Source organism: Proteus genomosp. 4 str. ATCC 51469, from assembly GCF_003144375.1.
Classification (GTDB): Bacteria; Pseudomonadota; Gammaproteobacteria; order Enterobacterales; family Enterobacteriaceae; genus Proteus.
Map to the genome: position 1 here is coordinate 24,197 of NZ_PENV01000026.1, position 13,583 is coordinate 37,779.

At 37.7% G+C, this 13,583-nt stretch carries 12 protein-coding genes; 2 read left to right on the plus strand and 10 right to left on the minus strand.

Going from position 1 to position 13,583, the window contains the following annotated elements; genetic code table 11:
• Positions 1–9 precede the first annotated feature (9 nt).
• The 6 genes from atpB to asnC all read right to left on the minus strand — a co-directional run bounded on the left by atpB (position 10) and on the right by asnC (position 5,758).
• Entirely contained in the window at positions 10–834 is an 825-nt protein-coding gene (gene atpB / locus DK866_RS18600; protein ID WP_072071088.1) for a F0F1 ATP synthase subunit A, read from the minus strand.
• 31 nt (positions 835–865) lie between these two features.
• Positions 866–1,243 (minus strand): F0F1 ATP synthase subunit I, encoded by a 378-nt coding sequence (atpI, locus tag DK866_RS18605; RefSeq protein ID WP_109410109.1) that lies wholly within the window; start codon positions 1,241–1,243, stop codon positions 866–868.
• 613 nt (positions 1,244–1,856) lie between these two features.
• Positions 1,857–2,483 (minus strand): 16S rRNA (guanine(527)-N(7))-methyltransferase RsmG, encoded by a 627-nt coding sequence (gene rsmG, locus DK866_RS18610; protein ID WP_109410110.1) that lies wholly within the window; start codon positions 2,481–2,483, stop codon positions 1,857–1,859.
• On the minus strand, positions 2,480–4,378 hold the full coding sequence (gene mnmG / locus DK866_RS18615; RefSeq protein ID WP_109410111.1) for a tRNA uridine-5-carboxymethylaminomethyl(34) synthesis enzyme MnmG: 1,899 nt from the start codon (positions 4,376–4,378) through the stop codon (positions 2,480–2,482). The genes rsmG and mnmG overlap by 4 nt, the downstream gene beginning before the upstream one ends.
• A gap of 377 nt (positions 4,379–4,755) precedes the next feature.
• Entirely contained in the window at positions 4,756–5,196 is a 441-nt protein-coding gene (gene mioC, locus DK866_RS18620) for an FMN-binding protein MioC (RefSeq protein ID WP_109410112.1), read from the minus strand.
• A gap of 100 nt (positions 5,197–5,296) precedes the next feature.
• A complete protein-coding gene (gene asnC / locus DK866_RS18625) occupies positions 5,297–5,758 on the minus strand; it encodes a transcriptional regulator AsnC (protein ID WP_069367404.1) in 462 nt (153 codons plus the stop codon).
• 159 nt (positions 5,759–5,917) lie between these two features.
• Here asnC and asnA point away from each other — a divergent pair, with 159 nt between their 5' ends.
• Complete coding sequence (gene asnA, locus DK866_RS18630) at positions 5,918–6,910, plus strand: aspartate--ammonia ligase (protein WP_109399003.1); 993 nt, start codon at positions 5,918–5,920, stop codon at positions 6,908–6,910.
• Here asnA and viaA read toward each other — a convergent pair whose 3' ends face one another.
• Together viaA and ravA are read right to left on the minus strand one after the other, a co-directional pair.
• Positions 6,911–8,368, minus strand: a complete 1,458-nt coding sequence (viaA, locus tag DK866_RS18635; protein ID WP_109410113.1) for an ATPase RavA stimulator ViaA — start codon at positions 8,366–8,368, stop codon at positions 6,911–6,913.
• A 7-nt stretch (positions 8,369–8,375) separates the two neighbouring features.
• Complete coding sequence (gene ravA / locus DK866_RS18640) at positions 8,376–9,875, minus strand: ATPase RavA (protein WP_109410114.1); 1,500 nt, start codon at positions 9,873–9,875, stop codon at positions 8,376–8,378.
• A 280-nt stretch (positions 9,876–10,155) separates the two neighbouring features.
• Here ravA and rbsK point away from each other — a divergent pair, with 280 nt between their 5' ends.
• Positions 10,156–11,085, plus strand: a complete 930-nt coding sequence (gene rbsK, locus DK866_RS18645; protein ID WP_109410115.1) for a ribokinase — start codon at positions 10,156–10,158, stop codon at positions 11,083–11,085.
• A 68-nt stretch (positions 11,086–11,153) separates the two neighbouring features.
• Here the strand turns inward: rbsK and mdtD are convergent, their stop codons facing one another.
• Positions 11,154–12,548, minus strand: a complete 1,395-nt coding sequence (gene mdtD, locus DK866_RS18650; RefSeq protein WP_109410116.1) for a multidrug transporter subunit MdtD — start codon at positions 12,546–12,548, stop codon at positions 11,154–11,156.
• An 82-nt stretch (positions 12,549–12,630) separates the two neighbouring features.
• Positions 12,631–13,317: a FadR/GntR family transcriptional regulator gene (locus DK866_RS18655; RefSeq protein WP_109410117.1), complete on the minus strand. Its 687-nt coding sequence runs from the start codon at positions 13,315–13,317 to the stop codon at positions 12,631–12,633.
• Positions 13,318–13,583 lie beyond the last annotated feature (266 nt).

Genomic DNA, 13,583 nt, shown 5'->3' on the forward strand with positions numbered 1-13,583 from the left:
AGTTAATAATTAATGTTCTTCAGATGCCATCGACAGATAAACAATCGTTAGAACCATGAAAATAAAGGCTTGTAACGTAATAATCAGTATGTGGAATATCGCCCAAGGAAGGCTTAATAACCACTGTGACCACCACGGTAACAGACCAGCAATAAGAATAAAGATCAGTTCACCTGCATACATGTTACCAAACAGTCGAAGACCGAGTGAAACAGGTTTTGATAGCAGGCTTACCCCTTCCAAGATTAAGTTGACAGGAATAAAAATTGGGTGATTAAAAGGCTGTAAAGTCAGCTCTTTAGTAAACCCTTTTATGCCTTTCATCTTAATGCTATAGAAAAGGATCAGGATAAATACACCAATTGCCATCGAAAGAGTAATACTCACGTCCGCAGTCGGAACGATGCGTAACGCTGGTAACCCTAAGATGTGTTCACCGATATAAGGGATGAAGTCGATTGGTAATAAATCCAGGGCATTCATTAACAGCACCCAAACGAACACAGTCAATGCCAAAGGTGCAATGACCTTGCTCTTTCCGTGATACATATCACGAACGCTGCTATCAACGAAACCGATGATCATTTCTACTGCAGTCTGGAATTTTCCCGGTACGCCACTGGTTGCTCTTACTGCTACTTTTCTAAACAGCCATAGGAATAATGCTCCCATTAATACTGAAAAGAAAAGTGAGTCAATATTTAACACCCAGAATGATGGCGCATTTTCAGCATGGGGATTGACCAACTCGAAAGTACGTAGGTCCAACTGAAGGTTATTCAGGTGGTGACCTATGTAGTCTCTAGTGGTTAATGCTTCTCCTGATGCAGACATGATGCCAATTACCCTTTTGTTGTTAAAAACGCTAACCGTTAATGACGGCTGGTGCAACGACCTGCATAACAAGCACCGCTAAGTAGGTCATGACCAGTGGTGCAAATGCCGCTTTAAACACTCCTAAAGCAACAATCAGCAAGGCTATTGATAATATAACCTTCAACCCTTCACTGAAAGCAAAAAGCCAGTTTATGCGAACTGGAGCTTCTTCTTCATTGACTTTTTGTAAGCGCATTAACAAAAGAAAAGCAATATTGGGTAACCAACATGCCATTCCGCCTAAAAAAGCTGAAAAACTCCAGTCTGTACTCTTTAAGTAGAAACTCGCACTGAGAATAACAAAAGTCATAAACTGCAAAAATAACAGTTTCAGTGCAACTTTCCCGTTGTAGAGGGAGACAGACATGACGTTTGTATTCTCCAGACTAGCTATCGTAAAAGGTATTACTGAATGATGTATCAAACTGTCTTTGCTATAAAGTGTCAAGTGACAAAAACGAGCAAATTATACGGGGCGTGGCAATGAATTCAATCAATAAGTAGCGAAAAAGTGAAGATTAATTTAAATTTCTTACCAAGGTTCCATTTATGAAAAATGATTAAGGACAAAAAGAGTAAAAATAATAGAGCCGAATAAAATAAATAGCGTGACATACATCACAAATATAAAAGTATAAATAAAGCTTATTTCATAAAATATATAACTAAGTTAACAATTAACTTCCCTTTTATGAACAATTTAGTGTCAATTGGAAAAGAATTGACCCATTTTCAATTAAATAAATTCAATATTTTTATAATGCACAGAATTATTAATTTATTTTGGAAATAAAATAAGGAAAACTCAGGCTACAAAGCGAATTAACGCAAAAGATAATAAAATGTTAATTTATTGTTCTATTAAGGTGAAAATTAACACTACCTATAATTCCCCATAAAACAAATGGCGATAACATTGTAAATATTATCGCCAGAGCACAAAAAATGAAAAAAAGATCAATAATGCAGGTAAGTTTTGATTAAATAATCACCAAATGTCTTTGTTCATTCAATTCAGGAATGGATAAACTGATCACTTTCTTAGGTGCTTTTAATCCATTATCAGCAAGTTCATCTAACTCATCTTGATGAATTTGTCCTTTTAATGCATAAAAATACCCTTGTTCTTCAGCCACCAAATGAGAACACCAAGAAAGCATGTCTTTCATAGATGCAAATGCACGGCTGATAACACCATCAAAAGGTTTCTCAGGTTGGTACTCTTCAACACGATATTGAACCGGCTCGATGTTATGAAGCCCTAACTCATGCTGAACTTGCTTCATAAAGCGAACTCGCTTACCTAAACTATCCAATAAGACAAAGTGATGATCGGGACGCATTATAGCCAAAGGAATACCTGGTAATCCGGGCCCTGTACCTACATCAATAAATCTTTCACCTTCAAGGTATTGGCTAACCACAATACTATCCAATATATGGCGGATTAGCATTTGCTGTGGATCTCTGACGGAGGTCAGGTTATACGCCTTATTCCACTTATCAAGCATCATCACATAACCCGTTAGCTTTTCAGCTTGAATATCTGTTAGCTCAATATTGGCTTGCTTAGCCAGCTTTTTTAGCCGATTAAGTAAGTCACTCATGATGCACTCCTGCGTAATAAGCCTTGTTTTTTTAACCAAACTAATAAAATAGAGATAGCAGCAGGTGTTACACCTGAGATCCTTGATGCTTGACCGATAGACGTCGGTTTATGATCGTTAAGTTTGGCAATAACTTCGTTAGATAACCCACTTACTTGCTTGTAGTCGAGATCTATCGGTAATGCCGCGTTTTCGTTACGCTGTTTCTTTTCGATCTCTTCTTGTTGGCGATTAATGTAACCTTCGTATTTAACTTGGATCTCAACTTGTTCTGCCGCTTGTGGTTTTGAATCGTCAATACCAGGTGCAAAACGAGGTATTTTTTTCAGTATCTCATACGTCACTTCAGGACGACGCAATAGATCTTCACCATTGGCTTCTTTGGATAATGGGGTATTTAGTAATTCATTGATTTCAGAAAGGTTATCTGCTTGAGGATGAACCCAAATATTTCTTAAACGTTGACGTTCTTTTTCAACAAGTTCAACTTTTTCACTAAATTGAGCCCAGCGGTTATCATCAACCATGCCTAATTCACGAGCAATTTCTGTCAGACGTAAATCTGCGTTATCTTCACGTAGCATCAAGCGATATTCCGCACGAGACGTAAACATACGGTATGGCTCTTTTGTTCCAAGAGTACAAAGATCGTCAACTAGAACACCAATGTAAGCTTGATCACGACGTGGGAACCAACCTTCTTGATCATAGGCATAACGTGCAGCGTTAAGCCCTGCAAGCATACCTTGAGCAGCAGCTTCTTCATAACCCGTTGTACCGTTAATTTGGCCAGCAAAGAATAACCCGTTGATAAATTTACTTTCTAGAGTCTGTTTTAGATCTCTAGGATCGAAGAAGTCATATTCAATGGCATAACCAGGTCTAATGATCTTCGCATTTTCCATACCTTTCATGGAATTTACGATTTGCATTTGAACATCAAAAGGTAAACTTGTTGAAATACCATTTGGGTAAATTTCGTTACTAGTTAAACCTTCAGGCTCTAAAAAGATCTGATGTGAATTACGATCAGCAAATCGCATCACTTTATCTTCAATAGATGGGCAATAACGAGGCCCTATTCCTTCGATGACACCTGCATACATTGGGCTACGATCAAGATTATTACGGATAACGTCGTGGGTTTTTTCGTTAGTGTATGTGATATGGCAAGGCATTTGCTCTGGGTGCTGATCCACATTACCTAAAAACGAAAAAACAGGCATTGGTGTATCACCTAACTGAACAGCTAATTGGCTAAAATCAATAGTTCTAGCATCTATACGAGGTGGCGTTCCTGTTTTTAAGCGACCAACACGTAAAGGTAATTCGCGTAATCGGTGTGATAGTGAAACTGAAGGTGGATCTCCTGCACGACCACCACTGTAGTTTTCTAAACCAATGTGGATTTTTCCATCAAGGAAAGTTCCTACAGTTAAAACTACTGATTTAGCACGGAATTTTAATCCCATACGAGTAACTGCACCCGTTACTTGGTCATTTTCAACAATCAGATCTTCTACAGGTTGTTGGAAGATCATCAAATTAGGTTGATTTTCAAGTGTGGTACGAACGGCTTGGCGGTAAAGAACACGGTCTGCTTGTGCTCTTGTTGCTCTTACAGCGGGTCCCTTACTTGCGTTAAGGGTTCTAAATTGAATACCGGCATGGTCAATGGCTGTTGCCATTAATCCACCCATGGCATCGATCTCTTTTACCAGATGCCCTTTACCAATCCCACCAATAGCTGGGTTACAAGACATTTGGCCCAAAGTATCAATATTGTGGGTCAGTAATAGGGTTTGACGCCCCATACGAGCTGCAGCCATAGCGGCTTCTGTACCGGCGTGACCACCACCGATGACAATGACGTCAAAGTGTTCTGGATAAAACATGTGTGAACCTTAAATGTTACGAATGCTGAATGTGTTGCATTGGGAAAACGAATTCTACTCAACTTTTTGACAGATACAAGCGAGCAGATCCGCAGGTAATTATTTAAAGATCTTTTTATTTAAAGATCTCTTTATTAGATCTTTTATTAAGGAAGCGATCCTCTGTGGATAAGTGGATTTTCTATTTAAAGATCATAAAAGTGTAAAGGATCATATACTGTGAATGATCCGTGATCTATCTGCTGATAAGCTGGGATCAAAATGACGAGTTATACACAGGTCATTTCTTGATAGAGGCTTATACAATGGATAACTACGGGTTAACCCCTGCTTTTGAGCAGAGTTATCCACATCTGTTTGCTGTTTTTTTGTGCAAATTAAAGTAAATTTTTCCAAGAAGCTATCCATTCTTCAGCTGGATCTTCCGGAATGTCATACTTTTGAATATCAATTTCGAGACGATCACCAAGGCGAGTAGCCCCTTTTTCTATTAATTTTTGATCCAATGTTCTGATCGCACCACAGAAAGTGTCATATTCACTACTTCCTATACCGATAGCACCAAAAGAGATATTGCTAAGATCAATAGAGTCTGCCGAAATCTCATCAGCAAAAGGCTGTAGGTTGTCAGGAATATCACCTGCACCATGTGTGGAAGTAACCACCAGCCAGATCCCTTCATTAGGAAGATCATTAAGTGAAGGGCCATGGTGTAAATCAGTCTCAAAACCTTCCTCAGATAAGATCTCTGCAAGGTGTTCTGCGACATATTCAGCACTACCCATGGTACTGCCACTAATTAGAGTGACTTTTTTCATTAATGATCTCCTTATGTTCAAGACGCGCTATTGTACGCTGTGAATCACTTGGGATCTACCTGTGGATAATGTGGTTATAAAAAAAAATAAGAATTTACCCTTATGGCTTGATCGTCCTTATTATCGGGTTTTGCAGAGAGATCAATGTTTCTGTTGATTGAATTTCATCAATCGTCTGAATTTTGTTGATAAGTACGTCTTGTAGTGCTTCTATGCTTTTACACATCACCTTAATAAAAATGCTGTATTGTCCTGTTGTGTAGTACACCTCTACGACTTCATCTAACTTATCTAACTTATCTAATGCTGTATGGTAATCTTTTGCACTCTTTAAAATGATGCCAATAAAGCAACAGACATCAAAACCTAATTGCTTTGCACTGATATCAACACGCGTTCCCGTAATAATTCCTGCTTGTTTCATTTTCTCAACACGAACATGAATTGTGCCCGGGCTTACTTCGAATTTTTTGGCTAATTCAGCGTAAGGTGTTCTCGCATTAGCCATTAATGCGTGAAGTATGTCACGATCGAGATTATCGATCTGATAAATATTGTCCATAAACTCCTCCTGTTTTTAACGATAATACATTTTTATGGCGTTATTTTTAACAATTTAAAACAAGCAAGGCTATTTTTAATGAAGTATATTGAATTTAGTACCTGTTTTGTTGCTTAATCTATATCAGCGAAACACGACATCACCACTAGGGATATAAAAATGGAAAAATCATTCATTCAGACTCAACAGCAAATTAGCTTTGTTAAATCATATTTTTCTCGTCTGCTGGAAAAAGAATTAGGACTGATTGAAGTTCAAGGACCGATCTTAAGTCGCCTTGGTGATGGAACTCAAGATAACTTATCTGGGCATGAGAAGGCGGTACAAGTTAAAGTCAAATCTTTACCAGATTCTACCTTTGAAGTTGTCCATTCATTAGCAAAATGGAAACGTAAAACATTAGGTCGTTTTGGATTTAGTTCTGGTCAGGGTCTTTATACACATATGAAAGCGTTGAGACCAGACGAAGATCGCTTAACTCAGATCCACTCTGTCTATGTTGATCAGTGGGACTGGGAAAAAGTGATGGAAGCTAAGGATCGTACAGTTCCTTATCTTAAGCAGACAGTGGGTAAAATCTATCAGGCAATAAAAGAAACTGAAAAAGCCGTCAGCGAAGAATTTGGTCTGGTACCGTTCCTGCCAGATCAAATTCAATTTATCCACACTGAAGAGTTATTGCGCCGTTATCCTGACCTTGATGCCAAAGGTCGTGAAAAAGCGATTGCGAAAGAATATGGTGCCGTTTTCTTAATTGGTATTGGTGGAAAACTTTCAAGTGGTGAATCTCATGATGTTAGAGCACCTGATTATGATGACTGGACGACACCAAACGAAGATGGATTTGAAGGTTTAAACGGTGACATTTTGGTCTGGAACCCAGTATTACAAGATGCTTTTGAGTTGTCATCAATGGGTATCCGTGTCGATCCTGAAACATTAATGCGTCAGTTAACATTAACCGATGATACTAAGCGCCTAGAACTTGATTGGCACAAAGCATTAATGCATGGCGATATGCCACAAACCATTGGTGGTGGTATTGGCCAATCGCGTTTAGTGATGCTACTTCTGCAAAAAGAGCATATTGGTCAAGTACAGTGCGGTGTGTGGGAAAAAGACACCCGTTTAGCTTTCGCTGATATGCTGTAATTATTGGCGCCAGCGTCGAAGTAAGCGACTTTTTAATCCAGTATCAAAACGCCATATATGGTCAAAGATTTTCATGATACTGGGTTTACCGTAATTGGATAGGGTAACCGCATGGAAGCGATTGTGCTGTTGCTGTTGGCTTTTTTTGATTTTGTTGATTAGGTTTTCGGGTAACCTTTGGGCGACAAAGTCAGAAATAACAACAGCATCAGCATCTTTCCATGCTGGGCTATTTAGTTTTTCTGCAACATCATCCAAACATGCACTTAAATCCGTGCCCCCTCTAAATGATTGATTTAAGAATTTGATAAGATCTTGTAGGCCGTTAGATGAGGATAACTGGTAATGAACCGTTTCCGTTGAAAATAACATCACATGACACGAACGATTGTCTGCAAGCGCTATTTTCATTAATGCTAACCCAAAAGCTTTTGCACACTGTTCATTAAAACCACCCATTGAACCTGATGTATCAATACATACAATAAAAGGCCCTCTCGGTCTTTCTTCATCATGATGATGAGTTACTGGGCGTAAGACCGTACGCTCTTGCCAATTATCACCTTGTAATCGGTAAGTATTAAGTTGTTTTTCTACCAGCTTTCTATAAAACTCATACTCAATTTCATTAATACCTAACAAGGCGAGCTCAGCGGGAAGTAAGCGTAAAATATCATCACTGAGCCCAATTCCGTTGACTTGCTCCGGTGTTGTATCCGGCGCTTTTTCAACAATAGTTATAGGTTCAAAAATAACACTCTCTTCAGGAAGAGATTTGGCTGTTTTGCTACGACCTAGTAAACTTGCTAGTTTGTGTAATTCAGGTTGTTGATCGAGAAAATCGCTATAACGCTGAATAATTTTCTCATCGAAAGGGGTTTTTGTTAAAACACCTTTACTCATATCCCATAAACGCCCTGCTGCACGCTCATTTTCAGAGAATGTATTACTTAAACTCCCACTTAGCGCTAAACGTTCCTGAAGTTCAGCCAGGAGTTGCTCTTGCTCTTGGTCAAATAAGGCTTTGTGTAATGCCGTGACTTGGAAAATTAAACTTACCCGCCAGTGTTGGATAAACAACGCTTGCTGAGCAGGAGAAAACGGTTTGTTTGTTTTGATAAGCTGAGAGGCTTCTTCAATAAAAGAGGAATCTAATTTATTTAATTCAGCAAGGATGTGTTCAACTTGCTGATTAAATATTGCATTACCTAATGATTGTGTTTGTTGGTAAAGAGCAAATTCATCAGCAATCATAGTCGGTACTAATGTTTCTTTAACTCTTTGTTGTAGGCTTTTTTTCCATTGATGGATATCTTTAAGTAATGCTTTTTTTAATCTTGGGTGCTTTTCAAAAAAAACAGCTAATTGAGGAGAGGCTAATATAGCAATAATAACTTCTTCGATAAGTTGTCCTTCATTTATAGCTAAAAGCATATCTAATGTTGAAAGTGTCAGCATAATCTCATCACTTTATTTGGCTTTTTAATTGAGAGAGTTTTTCATTTAGCTGAACAAAACTTTGCTCGATGGTAATAAGCCAATCATTATCAATAAATAAATTTGGTTGATGATGATTAAATTTTTCTTGTTCACCATAAATTTCTTGAGTCAGATCTTTTAATTTGTCTTGCCACTCTTTGTTATTTTCAATAAGAGGCGTAGGTGCTGTTTCTTGTTGTTGGTAAAGAGAAGTTGTGCGTCGACTTACATCTAAAATTTCTAATACGCCATCTTGACGAATTTGAGCATGAATAGATTGAGGAAAACCAATGCCATTTAAACGTGCAGACAATTCTTCTCCTTTGGATAAGAAGTTTTCCAAGGCTTTGTGTTCAAATGTAATAAAATTAACTTGAATACTATGAATATGCAGAGGTATGTGTAAAAACAGTGTGTATTTATCTGCCTGTATTTTTTCTGGCAGATTAAAATGAACATTACGGCCAAACATTCCACTTTGTTTTTCAAAACGAAAAGCTTGTTGATCTTGTTTGCTTCTCGTTGATTGCATCCACTCAGCCCACAAACCCTCTGTTTTTCTGATCAATTCTAGCTGGTGGTAAGCTTGTTCTGTTAAAAGGCTTTGTAATAATTTATCTAATAATGCAAATGATGCTTGGTCATGCCACAGGCAATCTTTTAATAAAATAAGATCTAATGGTGAAATAGCACTACGGCCATTAAAAAAAGCGCTAGCTTGTAAAAGGCGTACCGCTTTTTTCCAACGTCTATCAGAAACATAAGGAGCTGCATCACTTTTATCTAAAGACTCACGAAGTTGATAAATTAAATCAAATAAGTGGTCATCTAATGTGATTTTTTCTAATTCTGACTGCCAGCGTGAAAATTCTTCTGTGGTAATTTGAAGATGAGACGGAATATGAAAAGAGCCAACTTCTTTATTAACGAGTAAAGCGCGAAAGTTTTTCTTATCTTGAACTTTTGTTAGCCAAATACGAATAAGCATTCGGTCATAAAGCGCTTCAAGGCTACTATCTGAATCAGGTAATTCATTCGAAGCTGAAACTAATAAGCGCATTGGGATGTTGACTTCAGTTTCCCCATTTCTAAATTTACGCTCATTAATCGCCGTTAATAACGTATTAAGAATTGCGGGTCCGGCTTTCCATATTTCATCAAGAAAGACAACTTCAGCATCAGGCAAATATCCCTCAACCAAACGCTGATATTTCCCTTCATCTTTTAAAGCTTGAATAGATAAAGGACCAAAAATTTCTTCAGGTGTTGAAAAACGCGTCATTAAGTATTCAAACGCTTTAGCCTCTTTAAAGGCTTCTTTCATTCTTCTGGCTATTAAACTTTTAGCGATACCTGGAGGGCCAAGTAAGAAAACACTCTCACCACTGAGTGCTGCAAGTAAACAAAGACGGATAGCTGATTGTCGCTCATAAAGCCCAGTTTCAAGATATTGACTAAGTTGTGAAATCCGCTCTGCAAGTTGCATAAACACTCCTAATAGTGGGTACTTATTTTCATTATTCCCCGAAAATATCAGAAAAGGATTGCTGACATATAGTCAAACATTCTATTAGCACACAAATTGTTTATAACAAAAATCGATTCAGCTTCCTACTGCTTATTTTTGGTTCTTTTTTGTTTTACTAGCGAAACGTTTCGATGGTGATCACGTTTTTTCATTAATGTTGCTGAGATGATCGGTTTAAAATATTGCATGTTATTTATTCAGTGCATTTAGAATTTATTATTGAGAGTAAGGAAAAATCATGGAAGCGAAGAAACTTGTGATTTTAGGTAGTGTTAATGCTGATCATATTCTTAATGTTGCTCATTTTCCGCTTCCTGGTGAAACCATTTCAGGTAACCAATTTCAAATGGTATTTGGTGGTAAAGGAGCTAATCAGGCGGTCGCAGCTGGGCGTTGTGGTGCGAATATTTCTTTTCTTGCTTGTTTAGGAAATGACGATATTGGTAAAAAAGCTAAAGCTCAATTAATGACAGATAACATTGATACCAAGAGTATTGAGTTAATTGACGATGTAGCAACAGGTGTTGCGTTGATTTTCGTTAATCAACAGGGTGAAAATGTTATAGGTATTCATGCTGGTGCTAATGGGCGATTAGATACAAATTACGTTCAGTGCCATGGGAATATTATAAAAGAAGCTGATGCTCTGTTAATGCAATTAGAATCGCCACTTGATTCTGTATTAAAAGCGGCTGAAATAGCGAAACAAGAAAATGTGCAAGTAATACTAAATCCTGCACCTGCTCAAGCATTACCTGATGAGTTGTTATCTCTTGTCGATATTATTACTCCAAATGAAACAGAAACTGAATATCTGACAGGAATTAAAGTCATAGATGATGAAAGTGCTCAACAAGCAGCGGATGTTCTACATCATAAAGGTATTAAAACAGTTCTGATTACACTAGGAAGCCGTGGAGTTTGGGTTAGCGAGCAAAATAGTAAAGGTTGTATTGTTCCTGCATTTAAAGTGAAAGCTGTTGATACTATCGCAGCAGGCGATACATTTAATGGTGCATTAATTACCGCTTTATTAGAGGGGCAATCTATGATGCCAGCGATTAGGTTTGCTCATGCTGCTGCTGCCATTGCTGTTACTCGAGCTGGCGCTCAGCCATCAGTACCTTGGCGTCATGAAGTGGATACTTTTTTAGCATCATCCTTGTAGAGCATTTTTTCTATCTATATATAAAGAAAAAGAGAGCATAAGCTCTCTTTTTAGTTTGAATAAAACTATCAGGCCTTTTTCTTTTTATTCGTTAGGTTATCGCCATCATGTTTATCGAGGAGTAAAAACACGAAGGAGGACAGTAATGTAATAATACCTACCGTAATAAAAGTATAGTGGAAGTTATCAACAGTAGTACCAACGTTTTCAGTATCAAAATATCCTAAGATAGACGCACTGACAGCAATACCAAAACTAATAGCCAGCTGTTGAGTAACAGCTAAAACACTATTTCCTGAACTTGCATTATTATCTGTTAAGTCAGCCAATGAAATTGTATTCATCGATGTAAATTGTATCGACATGACCACACCTAATAAAAAGAGTGGGATAACAAGATAGTAAATAGACATGTCAGGAGACTGAAGTGAAAATTGAGCGATCATCAAACCAATAATAATAGTGATAGCAAAGAGCGTTCGGCGATAGCTAAATTTCACTAAGATCTTTGTGACAAATGATTTGGCTAAAATAGAGCCCAGAGCCATTGGTGCCAGCATCATACCGGAAACAATTGCAGGGTAGCCAAAGCCAACTTGTAACATAAGTGGCATTAAAAAAGGAATACAGCCAGTTCCTAGTCTTGTTGCAATGTTTCCTGCAATCCCGACAGAGAATGTTCGTGTTTTAAAAATATTTAATGGGATCAGAGGCTGCTGGTGGCGTCTCGCATGATTAATATATAAACCAAGTAGAGAAAAACCACCTAAAATAACGGCTATAGGGATATAGCGAGAGATATTTTTATCACCAAAAAGATCAAGGCTAACGGAAAGCATCACTAAGCCAAAGCCAAAGAAAATAAAACCCAGTAAATCGAATTTGCGTTTTGGCATAGTAAAATTAGGCATATGCTTTATGGCATAGAAAATACCTAATAGCCCAATAGGGATATTTATAATAAATATCCAATGCCAAGAGGCGTAAGTAACTAAAATCCCTCCTAAAAGAGGCCCTACTATGGGGCCTACTAATCCCGGCATAGTGACAAAATTTAGAATGGGTAATAATTCACTACGTGGATAGGCTCTTAATAAAGCAAGGCGTGCAACTGGCATCATCATTGCTCCACCTATTCCTTGTATAATTCGTGAAATAACAAGAAAAGAGAGGTTAGGAGAAAGTGCACATAATAAAGAGCCAGCAGAAAATAAAGAAACCGCAATAATAAAAATTTGGCGAGTTCCAAATCTGTCGGCTAGCCATCCACTAACTGGAATTAATAATGCCACAGTTAATGTGTAGCTAATAACGGCCGATTGCATGGCGAGAGGTGAGTGATTAAGACTCTTGGCTATATCAGGTAATGCTGTATTAAGAATGGTTGCATCGAGAGCCTGCATAAAAAAAGCCATTGCAGCTATCCAAGGCAACCCAGACATATTTTTGGCGGATTTCAACATGAAGCATATACCGTCTTTGTTCTATATTTTGATTATCGCTTCATTATATACAGAAAACCTTCAATTTTTGTATTAAAACTATTCAATCACTTGTTAATAAGATTAAACAGAGGTAGCGTGCTTTATTTCCATCACCATCAATAATAGCTTGAACTATTTGGTTGTGTGTTTCCGGTTGTACGGTTTCATTACCCACAATAAGATCAAAATACTTTTTATAAGCAGAAAGGAACAAAGAACCAAAAGAAGCAAAAAATGGATTACCACTTGCTTGGTAAATAAGGTAGTGAAATTGTGTATCAATATCTAACCAATGTTGTCTGTCAAAATTCTCATCAAGCAACTGCATTTCTTTGCCAAATAAAGCAAGAGACTGTTTTTGGCTTTCAGTTGCATTAAATGCAGCTAAATAACAAGCTTGAGGTTCTATGGCCAAACGCACGTGATGGAAATAATGGCTGACTTTATTAAATTCACCACTATCTATCCACCAATTAAGAAGGTCATTATCTAATAAGTTCCAATTCTGCATTGGCGTTACTCGAGTACCTATTCTTGGGCGTGGTAAAAGCATCCCTTTTGCTGCAAGCATTTTTATTGCTTCTCGAATAACGGTTCTACTGACAGAGAGTAACTCTGCTAATTCTATTTCTCCTGGTAACAAAGATTCAGGTTCGTAATGGCCAGAAAGAATTTGTTTACCCAATTTTTCAGCAACAATATAAGAAAGATTTTTTTGAGAAGCTGAACGTTGTTCGCTAAATTGCATAATAAAGGTTACCTATACCATAATTTATCTTCTATCTTACGTGAGTCAGCTATAGAAAGCTGTTTGGATTTTACTCTATCAGCATAGAAATAGAGCGTTTTTCCGCGTTTTGTTGAAAAAAAAGGCGAACAGAAAATTATTTTAAAAAAACACTTGCGCTAATCCGAGATCTCCCTATAATGCGCATCCACTGACCGACGATGAGCTGACAACAGCCACGAAGGACAGCGAAGAGAAAAGAAAAAAGTTTGAAAAAACTCTTGACT

Coding starts and splice junctions, on each gene's coding strand:
- atpB (WP_072071088.1), bottom strand. CDS start 834: ATGTCTGCATCAGGAGAAGCATTAACCACTAGAGACTACATAGGTCAC.
- atpI (WP_109410109.1), bottom strand. CDS start 1,243: ATGTCTGTCTCCCTCTACAACGGGAAAGTTGCACTGAAACTGTTATTT.
- rsmG (WP_109410110.1), bottom strand. CDS start 2,483: ATGAGTGACTTACTTAATCGGCTAAAAAAGCTGGCTAAGCAAGCCAAT.
- mnmG (WP_109410111.1), bottom strand. CDS start 4,378: ATGTTTTATCCAGAACACTTTGACGTCATTGTCATCGGTGGTGGTCAC.
- mioC (WP_109410112.1), bottom strand. CDS start 5,196: ATGAAAAAAGTCACTCTAATTAGTGGCAGTACCATGGGTAGTGCTGAA.
- asnC (WP_069367404.1), bottom strand. CDS start 5,758: ATGGACAATATTTATCAGATCGATAATCTCGATCGTGACATACTTCAC.
- asnA (WP_109399003.1), top strand. CDS start 5,918: ATGGAAAAATCATTCATTCAGACTCAACAGCAAATTAGCTTTGTTAAA.
- viaA (WP_109410113.1), bottom strand. CDS start 8,368: ATGCTGACACTTTCAACATTAGATATGCTTTTAGCTATAAATGAAGGA.
- ravA (WP_109410114.1), bottom strand. CDS start 9,875: ATGCAACTTGCAGAGCGGATTTCACAACTTAGTCAATATCTTGAAACT.
- rbsK (WP_109410115.1), top strand. CDS start 10,156: ATGGAAGCGAAGAAACTTGTGATTTTAGGTAGTGTTAATGCTGATCAT.
- mdtD (WP_109410116.1), bottom strand. CDS start 12,548: ATGTTGAAATCCGCCAAAAATATGTCTGGGTTGCCTTGGATAGCTGCA.
- DK866_RS18655 (WP_109410117.1), bottom strand. CDS start 13,317: ATGCAATTTAGCGAACAACGTTCAGCTTCTCAAAAAAATCTTTCTTAT.